Genomic DNA, 17921 nt, shown 5'->3' with positions numbered 1-17921 from the left:
GATTTATTTCGATTGGGTTAACGGGGAAAGCAACCGATTGTACCAGAATTTCTATCATCATGCGACGTTGTCAATGAAGGAAAATAAGGGAATAAAATATTAGCTTTACTCCCTTTGCAAACTTTTATCGCTAATTTTGTTACTTATTACAGTAAAAATTATCGACTCACCGTAAAGCCCGCCATCATTCCTGTATCTTCATGTTCTAATAAGTGACAGTGAGCCATAAATGGGTGTTCCTTTGTCGCTAAATGGTCAAATTTTACAAGGATCTCGCTAATTTGCCCTTCCACTCTGACAATATCTTTCCAACCTTGGCGATGTTTTTCAGGTTTACGCCCATTTTCCGATAAAATACGAAACTGTGTTCCGTGAACATGGAATGGATGTAACATCATGTCGCCACGACCAGAAACCAGCCAGCGTTCATAAACCCCTTGTTTAACATCAAATGCAGGTTCGGTCATTGAGAATGGGATCCCATTGATGCTATTTGCATTATAAATATCGACATCCGCAGAGCCATGACCGCAATTCATGCCGCCCCCCATCATGCCATTTCCATTGCCCTGACGCATATGACTCATACCGTGGTGAATTCCCGCTAACGCTTTATCACCGTAACGCTCCGTTAGCGCCATCATACCTTGCATATCTAAACGCATATCCATACGTAAATGTAATGAACGTGTCGCAATATGACTTAGTGATGGTAATGCAGGAATTAAGGCTAATTGATCAGGTAAAATACCCACCGCTTTTTCTGCTGAAGGCAGTAGACGTAATACAGGTAATACATTATCAAATGGCGCTAATACCATCCCCATTTGTCGGACAGGTAAAGTGACAATATCGAAATCACGTCCATCTGAGGTATCAACCAGTACTTCAAAACGCTCCCCCATTAAAATAGGGAGTTCTGTCACTTTGACTGGTTCCGCTAATAACCCACCATCGCTAGCAATTACATACATTGGTCGGCCATCACTGGTGGCTAAATTAAGACTACGTGCATTACAACCATTGAGGAAACGTAATCTAATCCAACCTTTTGGTACAATGTGTTGCGGTTGAATCGCACCATTAGTGAGCATCATGTCGCCAAACCAACCTACTGCAGCACTCATCACATCAAGTTGATAGTCAATTTGACCGTTACTGTCTAAGCGTTTGTCTTGTAAAATAACCGGTAAATCATCCACTCCCCAGCGGTGAGGTAACTTTCGCTTGGCCGTTTCGTCATCCTCGATGATCACTAATCCCCCTAACCCCATTGCCACCTGTTTTCCGGTGATCCCATGAGTATGGGGATGAAACCAACATGTCGACTCCGCTTGATCTGGCGTAAAAGTTACTGTTCGTGATTTACCCGGTGCGATAGTCGCTTGAGGACCTCCATCTTGTTCACCACTTATCTCAAGACCATGCCAATGCACCGTCGTAGTCTCTGGTAGCGTGTTATTGATCTCAATAGTAACAGGTTCACCACGTTTTAATTTTAATGCTGGGCCTAATAAGCTACCGTTATACCCCCAAGTAGTTGTACTTGCTGTAGCAGTAAACTGGGAAACACCTTGTTGGATATTAAGAACAATCTTTTGTTGTTTGTCTGGGCTAATTTGAGGTGGAATAGCGAGTGAAGGCGTGTTAGTTTGGGCGAATGCGAGACGGCTCCAACTTGGTAATAGTGTGACGGCGCTTAATGTTGCCCCTAATTTTAAAAATTCACGACGTTGCATAATGTATTCCTTTGAATAAAATCAATTACTCTATATTTGTCATAATTAGGTAAATAAATTTATCGATAAACTATTGAGCAATGCTAAAGTCTCCCCTTACTGGAAGGTCAAATAGAAACCACACAAAGCAACGGGTCTTTGCAAAACTTTTAACTTAATTAAGTCAAATAACAAATCTTGTGAAATCATCACATATAGGAATGTCACCACTAATGAAAAAAATGTTCGCTTTGTTCTGCACTGTTATTCTTTCTTTTGCCACGCTTTTTTCTTCTAGTGCAAAAGCACTCACTTATACTCAAGCAGAAGACTTAGCTGATTTAACCGCGGTATACCTGTTTTTAAATAATGATTGTGGTTATGAGCAGATCTCAAAACAAAAAATAGAACGAGCGCTGATTATTTTTTCACAATCTCAGCAGTGGGATGTCTCTAATTATTCAATGCTCCCAATGAGCAAGCTTAATGAAGATAGTTATCAGGATTTAAAAAATATACAAATTGCTCATAACAAAAAATGTCAACTACTAGCCCAAAAATCACTTAGCTTACTAAACTATTAATTGTATAAAAAAGCCACTCTATCAAACTGATACAGTGGCTTTTCAATTTATTATATCTGTCGATATCTTACTGTTATTGCTATTTTACTCACGTTTTCTTTTCTGCTTTCGTTCACTGTAAAACAAGGCAATAGAAGGAATACTTTGAATGATCAACATACGCAATATATGATTCGACATCACAAAAGCCGCATCGACATTCATAGTGATCGCGGCAAATGTCATTGCTTCCATACTTCCCGGTGCCCAAGCTAATACTAACGTTGTCCAAGGCGCCCCTGTTAAATAAGCCGCGCTCAATGCAACGATCACCGTTAAAATAACGTTGATAATGACCACCTGCACAGAGGAAAAAGCATTTTTAATTAACGAAGCAAAAGGAAAAACCACAAAATGTGCGCCAATATTCATCCCAATTAACACCATGCTGAGTTCATTTAATAGCATTGGAAAAGCAATCGGCTCACTGACAAAAGATTGTACCAATATTGCACTGCCTAATGATGTCAACATAAACGGTGCTGGAAAATGAATTCTCTGTAATAAAAGCCCAGATACTAGCCCTAACGCGACAATTAATAATAACCATATCGATGACAACAGTGTCATTTCAGGTAATGTAAACTCCGTAAAAGTTGCTTTATCTGAGCCAACAATAAATCCAGCCATAATAATCAATACGATTAAACGAATAGTATGAGAAATAACAATTTTTTGTGGTGGTGTTTTGGTATGATCAGTTAAAGCAAGAATAGCCGCCATCGCGCCAGGTACAGCGCCTAACATAGCCTCTTCTTTTGTCCAACCAATATGACGATGAAACCATAAGAAACTGACAACAAATTGAATGGCTAAACAAATAACGAGGATAATCAAAAGAAGCACTAAATTATCCGCACTCCCTAAATGTACTTGGTTAAACATCAATCCAACAGAGGTGCCTAAGGTCAGTTGGATAAAAGTCAGTGTATGCTTAGGAACAGAGAGCTGCCATTTAAAACGATAAGCAATAATAACCACGACGATTGGCCCAAACATCAACGCCATCGGTAGACCAGATAATGTTAATAACCCACCAATTAGTGCACAAAACAGAATTCCCGGTAGTTTTTTTAAAAATGACATGTTGTGTTATCCAGTTTTTTTAATTATGGTATTAATCCTATCACTGGTATAAATATTTAATAAACAAATAATGATAATTTAAATATTATTTTTATTAATATTAAGAGCTAATTATGTCATTAAAAATTACTACCGCCCCGACGACGAATGAAATCAACGAAATTTATGAAGGCTTATTAACACATAACCTTCAGTATATTCAGATGGAGCAATATACGCCCTTAGCCGTTTTTAAAGAGGAAAATGGTAAAAAAATAGGTGGGATCACTGGTGATATATTAGGTAATTGGCTACGTATTCGTTATCTATGGGTTGATAAGGCCTATCGTGGTAACAATATTGGTACAGAATTACTGCAAGCAATGGAAAATACAGCTAAAAAGAAAGGTGCCAAATATGCTGAGGTGGATACTTTTAGCTTTCAAGCCCTGCCTTTTTATCAAAAGCAGGGATTTGAAGTTTTTGGCACCTTAGAAAATTATCCGATTAGTGACAAAAAATATTATTTAAACAAAGTATTATAAATATTTTACACTATAAAATATTTATTTTTCTTATAAAAATGAAGACACATAGTTGTCATTTCCCATTTCAACGACATATTCACCTAGTTCTTCCACAAGAGAAACTGAAGCTTGTTTTTCCTCTTTTTCTAATTTATCTAGTTCTGTTTCTTTCTGAATATAAATTAAATTATATATTTCATTCCCTCTTAATTTACCTCGTTCTATCTCTTTCAGAAGAGGAATTAAAGTATATATTTCTTCCGATTCTAATTTACCTAGTTCTAACCCTTTCAGAATAGGAATTAAAGTATATATTTCGTTCCTTCCTAATTTACCTCGTTCTATCTCTTTCAGAAGAGAAATTAAATTATATATTTCTTTCGATTCTAATTTACCTAGTTCCATCCTTTTCAAAATAGAAATTAAAGTATATATTTCGTCCCATTCTAATTTACCTAGTTCCATCCTTTTCAGAATAGAAATTAAAGTATATATTTCTTTCCATTCTAATTTATCTAGTTCTATCTCTTTCAGAATAGAAATTAAAGTATATATTTCGTTATCTCCTAATTTACCTCGTTCTATCTCTTTCAGAATAGAAATTAAAGTATATATTTCTTTTCCTCCTAATTTATCTAGTTCTATGTTTTCCAGAATAGAAGTTAAATCAGATATTTTATCGCCTTTAACATATTTATTTAATTTTTCCTGAATAATTTCACTTACTTCAGAAAGATTACGTTTAGAATCCATATTGTCATTATTAGTATTATTAATTCCATCAAAATCATCCCACTCAAAATCCCCCACAAAATAAGCGACATTATCATCTGTACTTTTATCCATTATTATTATTTCTTCACCACCATAAAACTTATTTATATATTCTTCAATCCAAATATTTTGCACTTTATTAAGTGAATAGCTATATACGCAATCAATATTCGCTTTATTAAGAATTTCACTCATTATACTTTCTTCATAAAGAATTACATTCATTATTTTCCGTAACTTTACTGGAAATTCTTCTTTAAGATTCTCTACCTCTACCATAAGAGGAAGATTATATTTTGAAACACAGACTAGAAAATTTATTTTAGACAGAAATTTTTCTTTCTCCTTATTACTTGAAAAATTAGCTAGTATTCTTTCATTGCTATTTTTAAATCGAGTTTCATTATCATATCTTATCAACACTTCATTAAATATTTTTATAACATCTTCTTTTTTTATTCTTTCAACTCTTTCCTTAATAATATTCTCAAATTCATCCGCCAGATGATTATAATCTGTATTTGATGAACTTCGGCAAAAATTCTCCGCTCGTTGCAACTCATTTAAATAATTGAAAAAACTATATCTATCTTTAAAACTTGAATTTTCATTCTCTATTAAAGAGAGAAAATGGTTTAGGTTATGATATTCAGCTGTAATTGTAGCTATCTCAGCTTTTTCCCTATCTACATTATCTTTTTTTGTTAGTTTATTATTAAACTCATCAATCTTACACTTTAAATCTTTCACCTTATTCTCTAAATTAGTACGTGTTTCATTATATCTATTTAAATTCCCATCTCTATTACTTATTCCCATTCTACCGGTTTGGCTAATTGCAAAAAACATTGTAAATCGTTCCATCATATGAATAACTTTTTTTATAAAACTGGGCTTAGCCGTTGTATTAGAAATATCCTTTATGTTCTTTGCAAAAGTTACATAACATGATCCTAAATAATCTTTCTTAGTAGATAACTCTATTCCCTTATTAAATACACCTACATCATTAACTCTATTCATTTTATTGCCCTTACATTAATAAATTAACTGTTTATTTTATTCTTTTTATCAATTTATACTTACAAAAATAACACAGTAGTAATTAATTAATCATTTACAATAAAAATCACATTTAATTTAAAATAGAAATAAAAAAAGATATCAAAAATGATATCTTTTTTTAGTTTAATGATTTGTATTCCGCTGTAATTTAAAAAATAACTTATCGTTTAATCATTCTTTTAAATCGTTATACACTGTTGCTCTTGAAACACCGAGGTATTGCGCAGTAATCTCCATTGCTTTGCGAAGTGAAAGATAACCTTCATCCTGTAAACACAATAGCAATTCGCGTCGTTGATGCGGTTTCAATGCTCTTGGTGTCACTGAATAAGTTGCAGAAAATTCATCAATACGTTTTTTCAACGAATCTTCTGTTACTGAGCTAAAAGTTTCAATGATATGATTTCCCTCTTCAAGAGTCGAAAATTGATTTAATACCATTTGTAAACCTTTAATCATCGATATATCAATATTTAAACATAAAGCAGCAACATAATTGCCTTGTTTATCTTTAATACCAATCGATGTACTTTTAGCTGTTCTACCATCAGGAAACTGATTAGGATAGTTTGCAACAATTTGTGGAAAATCAGACGATTCAATCCTTGCCATACCTAGCTCAGTTGCTCTATCCCCCACTTTTCGACCTGATAGATTATTTTCAATAACCATAATGGTATTTTCACTATCGGTCAGATCATGAAGTACAACTTCACAAAAAGGCGATAATGTTTTACCAATGCCCTGTGCAATATATTTTAGTTGTTCTACCAGCCACTCTTGGTCTGCAGTTTTGTGTGACATAACGATCCTACAATAGCTAAAACGTAAATGATTTATACAATTTTAACCGATTTATTCAAATAATTAATCGTTATCTATCGGAAAATCTGACTTTGCCTGATTTAAAATAGCTTTAGCCATCCATTGGGTCATATCAATGACCTGCTGATCATCCATTTTCCAGATATCTTTCATTACTAAAAAAACTTCAGAACCATAAATAAGTGAGAAAGCTTTTATCACTTTATCCCACATTTCTTGCGGATAATGCGCTTTTAATGGTTCGATGACTTTAAGTAAGATCTCTTTACGATGACCACGAATAAATCGTTTTTCTGTATATTCGCTTGATTGCCGCTCTTTAGCCCACTGCTGTAATGAAACCTGCAATGCGCCACGCAACGCCCCTTCATGTTTAAACATTTGTGGATAAGCAAGATTGAGCAACGCAGTAATACGCTGTTGTGTATTATCTTCTGGAGTGGGCTGCCATGCAATGATCGGTGCTAAACTTGCATCAACAGTAGCACTAATTAAATCACTTTGAGTGGGAAAATAGCGATACGCCGTTGCCCTTGAAACACCAGCATGTGCTGCAAGCTCTGATACGGTAGGTAACATCCCTTGTTCAAAAAGTTGCAATGCCGTTGTCACCAATAATTGGTAGGTTCTTTTTCGAGTACCTGACATTGTATCTATTTCATTACGACTAAAACTCATAAAAATTCCTTCGCTATTACTCCACTTTTCGTGGCTACTATACTGATTTTAAGAACTATTCTTAATACGATTAAAGTTTACTTTAGGCGATTGAGTGTACCTAAGCGACATTTAAAAGAGAAAAAATAAAAATAATGAGACATGGGTCTCAAAATAATGCTATTATAAATGAAACTCAAGTCTCATTGTGATTATAATCTACACGTCAATAATCATAAAAGGTAAGGGAAGGCTTATGAAACAGTATGCTGGCTTCATTTATATTGCGACTACGCTTGATACTAAAAGCGCTGAAATTTTTTATGTCAGTGAATTAATAAAAAAAGCAGGCCTTCCTGTCAAAACCGTAGATTTGACAACCAAACCTACAGCATTAGAAAGAGAAGCTGACGTCACAGCTGCACAAGTTGCTAGTTACCATCCTGATGGAAAAAACGCCGTGTTTTGCGGTGACCGTGGAAAAGCTATCGCAGCAATGTCCGTCGCTTTTGAACGTTATTTAACCCACTGTGACGATGTCCTCGCTATTTTAGGATTAGGCGGCTCAGGGGGAACAGCATTGATTACACCAGCAATGCAATCTTTGCCAATTGGCGTACCTAAATTGATGGTATCGACTATGGCTTCCGGTGATATCTCCGGATATATCGGCGCTAGCGATATTTCAATGATGTACTCCGTAACAGATGTATCCGGCTTAAACCGTATCTCTCGTAAGGTATTGAGAAATGCGGCCAACCAAATTGCCGGCGCTGTTTATTTTTACCAAGAAGAAAATAGTGTTGATAAACCAGCTGTTGCATTAACAATGTTTGGTGTAACTACGCCTTGTATTCAACAACTGACTAAAAAACTTGAAAATAATTATGACTGTTTAGTTTTCCATGCGACAGGGAGTGGCGGTAAAGCCATGGAAAAACTGATAGACAGCCACTTACTTCATAGTGTTCTTGATCTAACAACAACCGAAGTATGTGATTATTTATTTGAGGGTGTCCTTGCTTGTGATGAAGATCGTTTTGGTGCCATCGCCCGCACTAAAACACCTTGTATCGTCTCTTGTGGCGCGTTGGATATGGTGAACTTTGGTCGCCCTGCTACCGTACCTGAGAAATATAAAGATCGTCATTTCTATCACCATAATTCGCAAGTCACCTTAATGCGTACAACACCAAGGGAAAATCGTCAAATGGGGATCTGGATCGCTGAAAAATTGAATCAGTGTGAAGGCCCACTGACGTTTATTTTTCCACAGGGCGGTTTTTCTGCTTTAGATATTGAAGGGGGGCCATTCTGGGATCCTCAAGCAAACCAAGCATTTTTTGATGCATTTATAACAACATTTAAAGAGACCGAGACTCGTCAATTAGTCATCAGTCCTTACCACATAAATTCTGCTGAATTTAATCAGCAAGTTTATGATTTACACCAGGAACTTATTCGCTAACCACGGAGAAAGAAGTATGACTTATTCACGTGAAGTATTACTCAAAAAATTTAATGACATGATCGCACGTAAAGAGCCTATTATTGGTGGCGGTGCGGGAACAGGTCTTTCCGCAAAATGCGAAGAAGCTGGCGGTATCGATCTGATTGTTATCTATAATTCAGGTCGTTATCGTATGGCGGGTCGTGGCTCTCTGGCAGGATTATTAGCCTATGGCAATGCCAATGAAATTGTTATGGATATGGCAAAAGAAGTATTGCCTGTTGTAAAACAGACACCTGTGCTTGCCGGGGTTAATGGTACAGATCCATTCTGCAATTTTGATAAGTTTTTAGATGACGTTAAAGCCATCGGTTTTGCTGGCGTACAAAACTTCCCAACCGTTGGTTTAATTGATGGTAACTTCCGCGCTAATCTAGAAGAAACAGGTATGGGTTATGCTCTTGAAGTAGAGATGATCCGCAAAGCACATGAAAAAGGCTTACTCACAACACCTTATGTTTTTAGTCGTGAAGATGCCATTGCAATGACACAAGCCGGTGCAGATATTATTGTTCCTCATATGGGTTTAACCACTGGTGGCAATATTGGTGCAGAAACAGCCGTTACTTTAGATGATTGTGTCGCCCTTATTAACGATTGGGCAAAAGCAGCAAAATCCGTACGTTCTGACGTGATTGTACTTTGTCATGGTGGCCCTATAGCAACACCAAAAGATGCGCAATATATCCTTGATAACTGTCCTGATTGCCATGGTTTTTATGGCGCAAGTTCAATGGAACGTTTACCAACAGAAGTCGCTTTAACTGCAACAACAAAAGAGTTTAAAAATATTAAACGCTAATCTCAAATCATCAAGTTTGCCTAAGCGTTGATCCTATTGCCCACATCATGTGGGCAATATTTTATTTGCAAGAAGCCTAACTGATTACACCAGTTTTGCGATTAATGTAGTTAAATCCCCTGCTAAAAAATCAACGGGGGGAATTTCAATCACAGTATAGGCACCCGCTTGTTGTTTCATACTTGCTCTGGCTGCAGAAACCATAAATTGAGATGTTAATGCTGGATTATTAATATGCATAGCATATTCAAATAATTGATTGTGTGTTTTGCCTGACACTCCTTTGTGGGTCATTTGTACTCCGTGACCAACATCTTTTAAGCTATCAACACTATCAACTTGTTTAATATGCGTCTCATCAGATGAGAAATAGCTGTCGGCCTTAATGGCTTGCTCAACCTGTGCAAAGTTAGCACCCGTTTCTAATTCAACATAAACCATACGCCGATGTACACCAGTGCCCAATGGAATAGTCATTGATAGCGCATCTCTTACACCATCAATAGCTTTAGCGGCAACACTATGCCCCATACTCATACCGGGACCAAAATTAGTGTAGGTAATACCTTTAGGTGCCATAGCTAACATTAAGGTACGAATAATAGAGTCTGAACCCGGATCCCAACCCGCTGAAATCACTGCAACACGGTTATGCTTTTTCGCCACCTCATCCAGTTCTGTTTTTAATGCAACGATATCACTGTGGACATCAAAACTATCAACGGTATTAATACCTAAGCTCAATATCGATTTAGCCAAATCTTTAATGGCTCTCGTTGGTGAACATAATAAAGCAACATCCACCTTACCTAAGCTTTTAATATCATTTGTTACTGTTATATTTCGCAGTTCTTCTGGAATATTTTGACTATCACGGCGAACTACCCCCACTAACTCAAAATCAGGTGCTGCAAGTACTGCATCTAGTGCAAAGCGCCCAATATTGCCATAGCCCACAATAGCGACTTTTATTTTAGTATTCATTTATTTCCCTGTTCTCGTTGTTAATCATTATTGAATGATAATAATGTTTAATAATCAACGAATAAACCATATAAAAAGTTTTTTTGCTACTGGTTCATCAATTTAGCTATTCCCTTATTCATAAAGCATGTAAAATCGCTCCACTTTCCTCTGATTATATTTACAACACTATTTCACTCGTTTTTAAGAAGGTTTTCAATGCATCAATCTGATGTAGCGGATCGCTCACTTTTTTCCCTTAGCTGGCCTATTTTTATTGATATTTTTCTTCATCTTGCCACGCTATTGATTAACACTTACATGATAAGCCATGTCTCTACTGCCTATTTAGCTGCAATGGGCGTAGGTAACCAAGTTTTTGATCTTTTTATCACCATATTTAACTTTATTAGCGTGGGATGTAGCGTTGTTATTGCTCAATATTTAGGCGCTGGTAAGCGCGATAAAGCCAGTCAAGCTATTCATATTTCTATCGCCTTTAACTTTTTGCTGGGCTTTAGTAGCGCCATTATTATTCTCTTTTTTGGCTACAACATACTAAATGTAATGAATACGCCAGAGCATTTAGTACAAGATGGCTATAACTATCTCCATATTTTGGGTATTTGTCTTATTCCTGAAGCAATTTCAATTATCTTAGCAGCCTGTTTGCGGGTTTATGGTAAATCGAAAGCGGCGATGTATGTGACGTTAATTGCCAATATTGTCACTGTTATCGGCAATATGATTGTACTATATGGTTTCTTTGGGCTTCCACAATACGGTTTAGTGGGTGTTGCATGGTCAACAGTTGTCGGTCGTATTATTGCCGTTGTCTTATTATGTGGTCTTTTATTCTATGGATTAAGAATTAAATTCGATATAAGACTATTAGTGATTTGGTCTAAAAATATGTTAGCCAAAATTCTACATATTGGTTTACCTGCTGCAGGTGAAAACCTAGTGTGGATTTTACATTATATGACCGCCTCTGCCTTTATAGGATTAATGGGAGAAGTTCCTCTTGCCGCACAAACACTCTATTTCCAACTATCATTATTCTTAATGTTATTTGGCATTGCGATTAGCATTGGTAATGAAATATTAGTCGGTCATTTAGTTGGTGCAAAACGATTTGATGAAGCATTTACACGGGGTTTTAAAAGCCTAAAAGCAGGTGTACTATTTACTATTGGTGTGGTGATTATTTATTGGTTTATGCGTGATCCTATTTTGTATTCTATCACCGAAGATCAACGCATTATCGACCAACTGTTACCTTTATTTATTTTATCGGTCTTTTTAGAACCGGGGCGTACATTTAATATTGTTATGGTTAATGCGTTACGTGCAGCCGGAGATGCCAAATTTCCACTCATTACAGCCGTTTGTTTTATGTGGGGAGTTGCTATTCCTGTTGGCTATTTCCTTGGCATAAAAATGGAAATGGGCTTAATTGGGATTTGGATAGGTTTTCTTTGTGATGAGTGGCTACGAGGCTTAACGAATGCATGGCGTTGGCGCTCTCGTAAATGGCAAGCTAAGCGCTTAGATATTTGATGCTCTTTCAAGGCCTAATAATATTATTAGGCCTTGAAAAACTGGCTTTAAATAAGTTAACTTGCTACATTATTCATTAATGATTTTAAATTTATTTAAGATTTATAATTCACGCTTATCATTTTATTTCTCACCATTTTTTACAAGATTTTTATCATTAGCCAGTAAACGACTAACCGTCTCATTTATACTATTTAATAAAAAATATTCATAAGCATTAATATTCCCAAATTCATATTTTATTTTATCGTCTGACTTTAATATACTATCGATGATTGATGCTAAAAAATTATTTTTAATCTCAGTTAAAGATGAGTCTTTAGTAGATGATAAAATACTTTTAGAGTGAAGTTTTAAATTTTTCTTAAATTGTAGAACTTCTTTTTTCTCTAATGTAGGTTTTTCTTCTAAAACAGAGATAATATCATTAATGATTAAATTCATTATTTCATCAACTTTAAACTTTTTGTGTACTTCAGATAAATCTCCAAATTTAGCATTATCATCTTTCATTGGGTGAGGCGTGTTTATTACTTTATTATTATCTAATTGTATATTTTCATTCTTTTTCATATTTTCAATATTAGAAATCTGAACTTTAAATTCTGAATTATTTGAAGTTTTATGAAAAAATGGTTTTATAAAAGAGGATATTGTATTATAACAACTTAATATAGCTGATTTCAATTTTGTATTAAATTTATAACTCTCATTATTAATGCTTTTTAGCGATAATGGAGTGTTTTTTAAATAACTTTTAATTTGCATATCTGCTCCCTAATAGATTTAGCAGAATTAAATATTATACTTTCGCTAAATTCTATCAATAAGTAATTAATTTTTAGTTAATTACTCACCATTATCTTCACAAATAATTTCAAACATCAAAAATCACTAAAAAAATCAATAAATTATACTAGCAAAGACTTATTTTTGTTTTTTCTAAAAATAATTATACTTTAAAATATTTTCATAATTAAAAACAGTTTTTTAATAATGAAAAAACAAAAATTAAACATTGATTAACATTAAAATTTTCTTGTAAAAAAAATTATTTTTTTATAATTCTTTAATGCTTTTTTTGTGATAAAAGTAACTGTTGTTCATTCTCAATAATGAGACAACAGAATTTTATTAAATAAAATACAAAAAACACAACGGAGTCTAATCATGAACATTGTTGATCGGTTTATTTCTTACACCAAGGTGAATACTACAACAAATAGAGAAAATGGCGCAGCGGGGATTATGCCTTCATCGGAAGGTCAGCGAGTCCTCGCTTTACAATTAGTCGAAGAGTTAAAGGCGTTAGGTGTTGAAGATATCAAAATTCGCGATACCGCCATTGTTACCGCGACACTACCTTCTAACCTTGATTATGAGGTTCCTACCGTGGCTTTCTTTGGTCACTTAGATACCAGTGCAGAACAAACTAATGATACTAAAGCACAAATTTTACCTTATAAAGGTGGCGACCTTTGCTTAAACAAAGAACTTGAGATTTTTTTACGTCAAAGTGAATTCCCTGAATTAGAAAACTATATTGGTGACGATATCATCGTAACAGATGGTACTAGCTTATTAGGCGCTGACGACAAAGCGGCTATCGCCTCTATTATGGATATGTTGCAATATTTTAAACAACATCCAGAAGTCAAACACGGTACAGTTAAAATTGGTTTTGTACCCGATGAAGAGCAAGGTTTACGTGGTGCAAAAGCCTTTGATGTAACAGAATTCGGCGCAGACTTTGCTTATACTTTAGATTGTTGTGGTATTGGTGAACTTGTATATGAAAATTGGAATGCCGGTGATGTTGAAATAACCTTTATCGGAACCTCAGCACACCCGATGTCAGCAAAAGGTAAATTAAAAAATTCACTGTTAATGGCTCATAAATTTATTGCGATGTTACCGGGTGGTGAAGCACCGGAATATACCGAAGGTCGTGAAGGTTATTATTGGGTAAAACAACTGGCGGGTAATAGCGCACGTACTGTATTAAAAATGGATGTGCGTGATTTCACAGAAGCAGGCTACGCCCATCGTATGGCATTTTTAAAACAACTTTCAGAGCAATGTGAAGCGTTATGGGGTGAAGGGACTGTTGTTTGTAAGCAAGCCGATCGTTATGCAAATGTCTTTAATAGTCTACAAGGTGAAAATCGATATCCTATCGATATTGCTATTGATGCTTATAAAGCCAATGGTATTACCCCTCGTCCAATCCCTATGCGGGGTGGCTATGATGGAGCAGCATTATCGCAAAAAGGATTACCTTGCCCTAATATCTTTACTGGGGCGCACAATTTCCACTCTATTTATGAATATCTTCCCGTTAAATCGCTTTATGCTGCCAGCGATGTATTGAAATCTGTCGTTAAGATCACCGCAGAGCGTTTTGCACCCGGAGCTAAAGCATGATCCAAATTCTTGCGGTCTTAATTGTCGTTATTATTGTCGCTAGAATGATCTTAAAAGGATATAAAGCCGAGCCGGTTTTGTTAGTTGCTGGTTTAATCTTAATGGCACTAACAATGATATTTGGTTGGGGAGATATTCTGCCTAAAAATGTCAAAACAACCGGTATTAGCTGGCTAGATCCCTTTGAGGTTATGCGTGATCTCTTTAGTAGTCGTGCTGCAGATTTAGGTCTGATGATCATGGCACTCATGGGATTCGCCCATTATATGGATCATATTGGTGCTAATGAAGCTGTTGTACGTGTTGCAACTCGCCCATTGAAAAATATGCGCTCACCTTATGTGTTGTTATTTTTCTCTTTTTTACTCGCGAGTATTTTGCAACTTGCTATTCCGTCAGCCACAGGATTGGCCGTTCTACTAATGGGTACCATGTTCCCCATTATGATAGGACTAGGTTTATCTCCAGCATCTGCTGCCGGTGTCATTGCAACTTCATTAGGCGTTGCTTACACGCCAACAGCGATTGATGCTATTCGAGGTGCAAAAGCGGTTGACTTAGGCGTGGTTGAGTATGTGCTTTACTACCAAGGGCCTGCGGCGATTGCAACTGTATTGGCTGTTGGTATTACCCATATCTTCTGGCAACGCCATTGTGATCGCAAAGCGGGCTTTGTACCCCAATTAGGAAAAATAGCAGAAGAAGCCAAAAGTGATAAAAATATCCCCGGCTTTTATGCCCTACTGCCAATGTTACCTATTATTATGGCAGTAAGTTCATCAAGCCTATTTGTTGAAGGTATTCACCTTGATGTCGTCACTATTGTATTAATTTCAATGGCAATTTGTATGCTGATTGAAACATTACGCTTACGTGATTTTAAATCAGTGTGTGCAGGCTTCCAACATTTTCTAAAGGGTATGGGTTCTGCATTTAGTAATGTTGTTGGGCTATTAGTCGCAGCGGGTGTTTTTGCTCATGGTATTAAAGTCAGTGGTGCAATAGACAGCCTGATCGTTATGGCGGAATCTGTTGGTCTACCACCATTTGCAATGGCATTAGTGTTCGCTATCGTGACATTGGCTGCCGCAATTATTATGGGCTCAGGTAATGCACCTTTCCTTGCATTCGTTGAACTTATTCCACAAATTGCCCATAGCATGGGGGTTAATCCAATTGCAATGATTTTACCTATGCAGCAGGCGTCACATATGGGACGCGGTATGTCTCCTGTGGCAGGCGTGATCATTGCGGTTTCCAGTGGAGCTAAATTGCAACCCTTTGATGTGGTAAAAAGAACCGCTGTTCCTCTTATGGTTGGTTTTGTTTTCCACTGCGCCATTATTGCTATATTTTATTATTAAGTAACTCGCCTGAAGCATTTATTTGCTTCAGGCAATTTACAAATATTCACCATCTAAAAATTAATAGTAACTATTTTATTGTTAATCATTTTAAATAAAAAATAGTAAAGAATATTTTAATTATTATTTTACTATTATCTACATCATGCAAATAGATAAATATATTTATAAAAAAACCTCAGATTATTCTTATACCAAAGCTGCAAAAAGTCATAATATTCACTATGTTAAATAATGAGTGTAAGTGATGCTATCATCATCACTGGTTGGTCATTTATTTAACTATTCTGAGTTAGCCCACATTAAGTATGATATTATACTAACAATAGAATGAGTCATTCATTCTATTGTTTTTTATTTATAATCATCAACTATCATTAAAGAAATTATTTTGTTCGATTTGAGACTATTACTGCTACATCAAATTCTTCAATAATCCACACTTATCCAAGATAAAATATTACTAATTTAATATCTGTAAATAGTATTTTTTTCTCAAAATTTACACCCGCTTAGGAAATTCAGAAAACATTTTCTCCAATAGATTCAGTATGATCAAAGCATCAAAATTACAATATAACGCCTTGAATTATTAAACTATTTATTGGACATAATGCAATGAAAGAACAATTATCTTCCTACTGGAAAATATTAATTGAAGCTGTTAAGCAACAAGTGAAGCCAGCTTTAGGTTGTACCGAACCCATTTCACTTGCATTAGCTGCTGCCACTGCAGCTCGTTATCTGCAACATAATATCACCCGTATTAGCGCAGAGGTTTCTCCTAACTTAATGAAAAACGGAATGGGAGTGACTGTACCGGGCACGGGTATGGTGGGATTATCTATTGCGGCTAGTTTAGGAGCTGTTGCTGGAGATAGTGAAGCAGGTCTAGAAGTATTAAAAAATGCCACACCAGAACAAGTTGAGTTGAGTAAAAATCTATTAAATTCAGGCATTGTTTCCGTATCAATAAAAAAAGCCTGCCAAGAGGTGCTTTACTCTGAGGTTACCGTTGAAGATGGTGAAAACAGTGCCACCGTCATTATTGCAGGTGATCATACTAATATTGTTAAAATTATCCATAATGGTCAGGTGGTGCTTGATAAATTATCATCACAATCTGAACAAACGGCCTCACCTTGCCAAATTAAGCAAGCCTTAACCAACACTAACACACGAGAAATCTATCAGTTTATTACTCAAGCTCCTGTAGAAGAAATTTCTTTTATTTTGCAATCGGCGCAATTAAATGACGCATTATCAAAAGAAGGCTTGAACAATACTTACGGTTTGCATATTGGTCAAACCTTACAACGCCAGCAACAACGTGGCTTATTAGCTAAAGATCTGCTTTCTGAAATTATGATCCGCACTTCAGCGGCTTCTGATGCACGTATGGGCGGTGCCGTACTCCCCGCAATGAGTAACTCAGGTTCAGGAAATCAAGGTATTGCAGCTACAATGCCTGTTGTGGTGGTTGCTGAATATTTACAGGTTAGTGAAGAAAAAATGGCAAGAGCATTAATGCTTTCACATTTATTAGCCATTTATATTCACCACAAATTCCCGGCACTCTCCTCACTATGTGCCGCAACAACCGCATCAATGGGAGCTGCTGGTGCTATTGCGTGGTTAATGGAAGAACGCTATGAACCCATGGCAATGGCAATTAGTAGTATGATTGGCGATATTAGTGGCGTGATTTGTGATGGTGCCTCTAACAGTTGTGCGATGAAAGTGTCGACAGGAGCAAGTGCCGCTTATAAAGCGGTATTAATGGCGCTAGATGATACCTGCGTGACTGGTAATGACGGCATTGTCACTCATGATGTTGATATGACGATCGAGAATCTTTGTGCATTAGCTAGTCGAGCAATGCAACATACTGATGTACAAATTATTGAAATTATGGAATATAAAGCTGTTGCTAACGGCTAATTAGTATAAAAAAACACCCCATAATGGTTATTATGGGGTGAAACATAAGATCCTAGGAACAGGATCCTCCTCAAGTCCAGGAGCATGATTAATATTCGTTACT

General features: G+C 36.0%; 15 protein-coding genes. 8 read left to right on the top strand and 7 right to left on the bottom strand.

Translation table 11 applies throughout. From position 1 onward, the window contains the following. Positions 1 to 158: 158 nt before the first annotated feature. Complete coding sequence (cueO, locus tag HMPREF3129_RS15390; protein WP_004245040.1) at positions 159 to 1739, bottom strand: multicopper oxidase CueO; 1581 nt, start codon at positions 1737 to 1739, stop codon at positions 159 to 161. 212 nt (positions 1740 to 1951) lie between these two features. On the opposite strand from cueO, the gene HMPREF3129_RS15385 reads away from it, so the two are divergent. Beyond that, on the top strand, positions 1952 to 2302 hold the full coding sequence (locus tag HMPREF3129_RS15385; RefSeq protein WP_004247264.1) for a YacC family pilotin-like protein: 351 nt from the start codon (positions 1952 to 1954) through the stop codon (positions 2300 to 2302). 84 nt (positions 2303 to 2386) lie between these two features. Here the strand turns inward: HMPREF3129_RS15385 and HMPREF3129_RS15380 are convergent, their stop codons facing one another. After that, complete coding sequence (locus tag HMPREF3129_RS15380) at positions 2387 to 3427, bottom strand: AbrB family transcriptional regulator (protein ID WP_036919802.1); 1041 nt, start codon at positions 3425 to 3427, stop codon at positions 2387 to 2389. Positions 3428 to 3540: 113 nt separating this feature from the next. On the opposite strand from HMPREF3129_RS15380, the gene HMPREF3129_RS15375 reads away from it, so the two are divergent. After that, the gene (locus HMPREF3129_RS15375) at positions 3541 to 3951 is read left to right on the top strand and encodes a GNAT family N-acetyltransferase (protein ID WP_004245043.1); all 411 of its coding nucleotides are present in this window, start codon (positions 3541 to 3543) and stop codon (positions 3949 to 3951) included. A 30-nt stretch (positions 3952 to 3981) separates the two neighbouring features. Here HMPREF3129_RS15375 and HMPREF3129_RS15370 read toward each other — a convergent pair whose 3' ends face one another. The 3 genes from HMPREF3129_RS15370 to HMPREF3129_RS15360 all read right to left on the bottom strand — a co-directional run bounded on the left by HMPREF3129_RS15370 (position 3982) and on the right by HMPREF3129_RS15360 (position 7275). Next, entirely contained in the window at positions 3982 to 5730 is a 1749-nt protein-coding gene (locus HMPREF3129_RS15370; protein WP_036919799.1) for a hypothetical protein, read from the bottom strand. Positions 5731 to 5943: 213 nt separating this feature from the next. Further along, on the bottom strand, positions 5944 to 6576 hold the full coding sequence (locus HMPREF3129_RS15365) for a helix-turn-helix transcriptional regulator (RefSeq protein WP_004245045.1): 633 nt from the start codon (positions 6574 to 6576) through the stop codon (positions 5944 to 5946). 63 nt (positions 6577 to 6639) lie between these two features. Beyond that, on the bottom strand, positions 6640 to 7275 hold the full coding sequence (locus tag HMPREF3129_RS15360) for a TetR/AcrR family transcriptional regulator (RefSeq protein WP_004247259.1): 636 nt from the start codon (positions 7273 to 7275) through the stop codon (positions 6640 to 6642). A 235-nt stretch (positions 7276 to 7510) separates the two neighbouring features. Between HMPREF3129_RS15360 and HMPREF3129_RS15355 the strand changes: the two genes are divergently transcribed. After that, the gene (locus tag HMPREF3129_RS15355; RefSeq protein ID WP_036919796.1) at positions 7511 to 8722 is read left to right on the top strand and encodes a Tm-1-like ATP-binding domain-containing protein; all 1212 of its coding nucleotides are present in this window, start codon (positions 7511 to 7513) and stop codon (positions 8720 to 8722) included. A gap of 16 nt (positions 8723 to 8738) precedes the next feature. Next, positions 8739 to 9566, top strand: coding sequence for a phosphoenolpyruvate hydrolase family protein (locus tag HMPREF3129_RS15350; protein ID WP_004247257.1), 828 nt, complete (start codon positions 8739 to 8741; stop codon positions 9564 to 9566). An 84-nt stretch (positions 9567 to 9650) separates the two neighbouring features. Here HMPREF3129_RS15350 and HMPREF3129_RS15345 read toward each other — a convergent pair whose 3' ends face one another. After that, positions 9651 to 10550 carry a diaminopimelate dehydrogenase gene (locus HMPREF3129_RS15345; RefSeq protein WP_012367487.1) on the bottom strand — a complete coding sequence of 300 codons (900 nt, stop codon included), beginning with the start codon at positions 10548 to 10550 and terminating at the stop codon, positions 9651 to 9653. A gap of 198 nt (positions 10551 to 10748) precedes the next feature. Between HMPREF3129_RS15345 and HMPREF3129_RS15340 the strand changes: the two genes are divergently transcribed. Further along, on the top strand, positions 10749 to 12089 hold the full coding sequence (locus HMPREF3129_RS15340; RefSeq protein ID WP_036919794.1) for an MATE family efflux transporter: 1341 nt from the start codon (positions 10749 to 10751) through the stop codon (positions 12087 to 12089). 123 nt (positions 12090 to 12212) lie between these two features. Here HMPREF3129_RS15340 and HMPREF3129_RS15335 read toward each other — a convergent pair whose 3' ends face one another. Next, entirely contained in the window at positions 12213 to 12857 is a 645-nt protein-coding gene (locus tag HMPREF3129_RS15335; RefSeq protein WP_036919792.1) for a hypothetical protein, read from the bottom strand. Between the two features lie 402 nt (positions 12858 to 13259). On the opposite strand from HMPREF3129_RS15335, the gene pepT reads away from it, so the two are divergent. The 3 genes from pepT to HMPREF3129_RS15320 all read left to right on the top strand — a co-directional run bounded on the left by pepT (position 13260) and on the right by HMPREF3129_RS15320 (position 17818). Then, positions 13260 to 14513, top strand: coding sequence for a peptidase T (pepT, locus tag HMPREF3129_RS15330; RefSeq protein ID WP_004245053.1), 1254 nt, complete (start codon positions 13260 to 13262; stop codon positions 14511 to 14513). Then, entirely contained in the window at positions 14510 to 15877 is a 1368-nt protein-coding gene (dcuC, locus tag HMPREF3129_RS15325) for a C4-dicarboxylate transporter DcuC (RefSeq protein ID WP_004245054.1), read from the top strand. Before pepT ends, dcuC begins: the two co-directional genes overlap by 4 nt. 618 nt (positions 15878 to 16495) lie before the next feature. Further along, on the top strand, positions 16496 to 17818 hold the full coding sequence (locus HMPREF3129_RS15320; protein ID WP_070487118.1) for an L-cysteine desulfidase family protein: 1323 nt from the start codon (positions 16496 to 16498) through the stop codon (positions 17816 to 17818). Positions 17819 to 17921: the final 103 nt, after the last annotated feature.

The sequence above is a fragment of the Proteus sp. HMSC14B05 genome (assembly GCF_001808035.1).
In the GTDB taxonomy this organism is placed as follows: domain Bacteria; phylum Pseudomonadota; class Gammaproteobacteria; order Enterobacterales; family Enterobacteriaceae; genus Proteus; species Proteus mirabilis.
The sequence above is the reverse complement of the archived record's forward strand: the minus strand, read 5'-3'. Positions and strand labels throughout refer to the sequence as shown.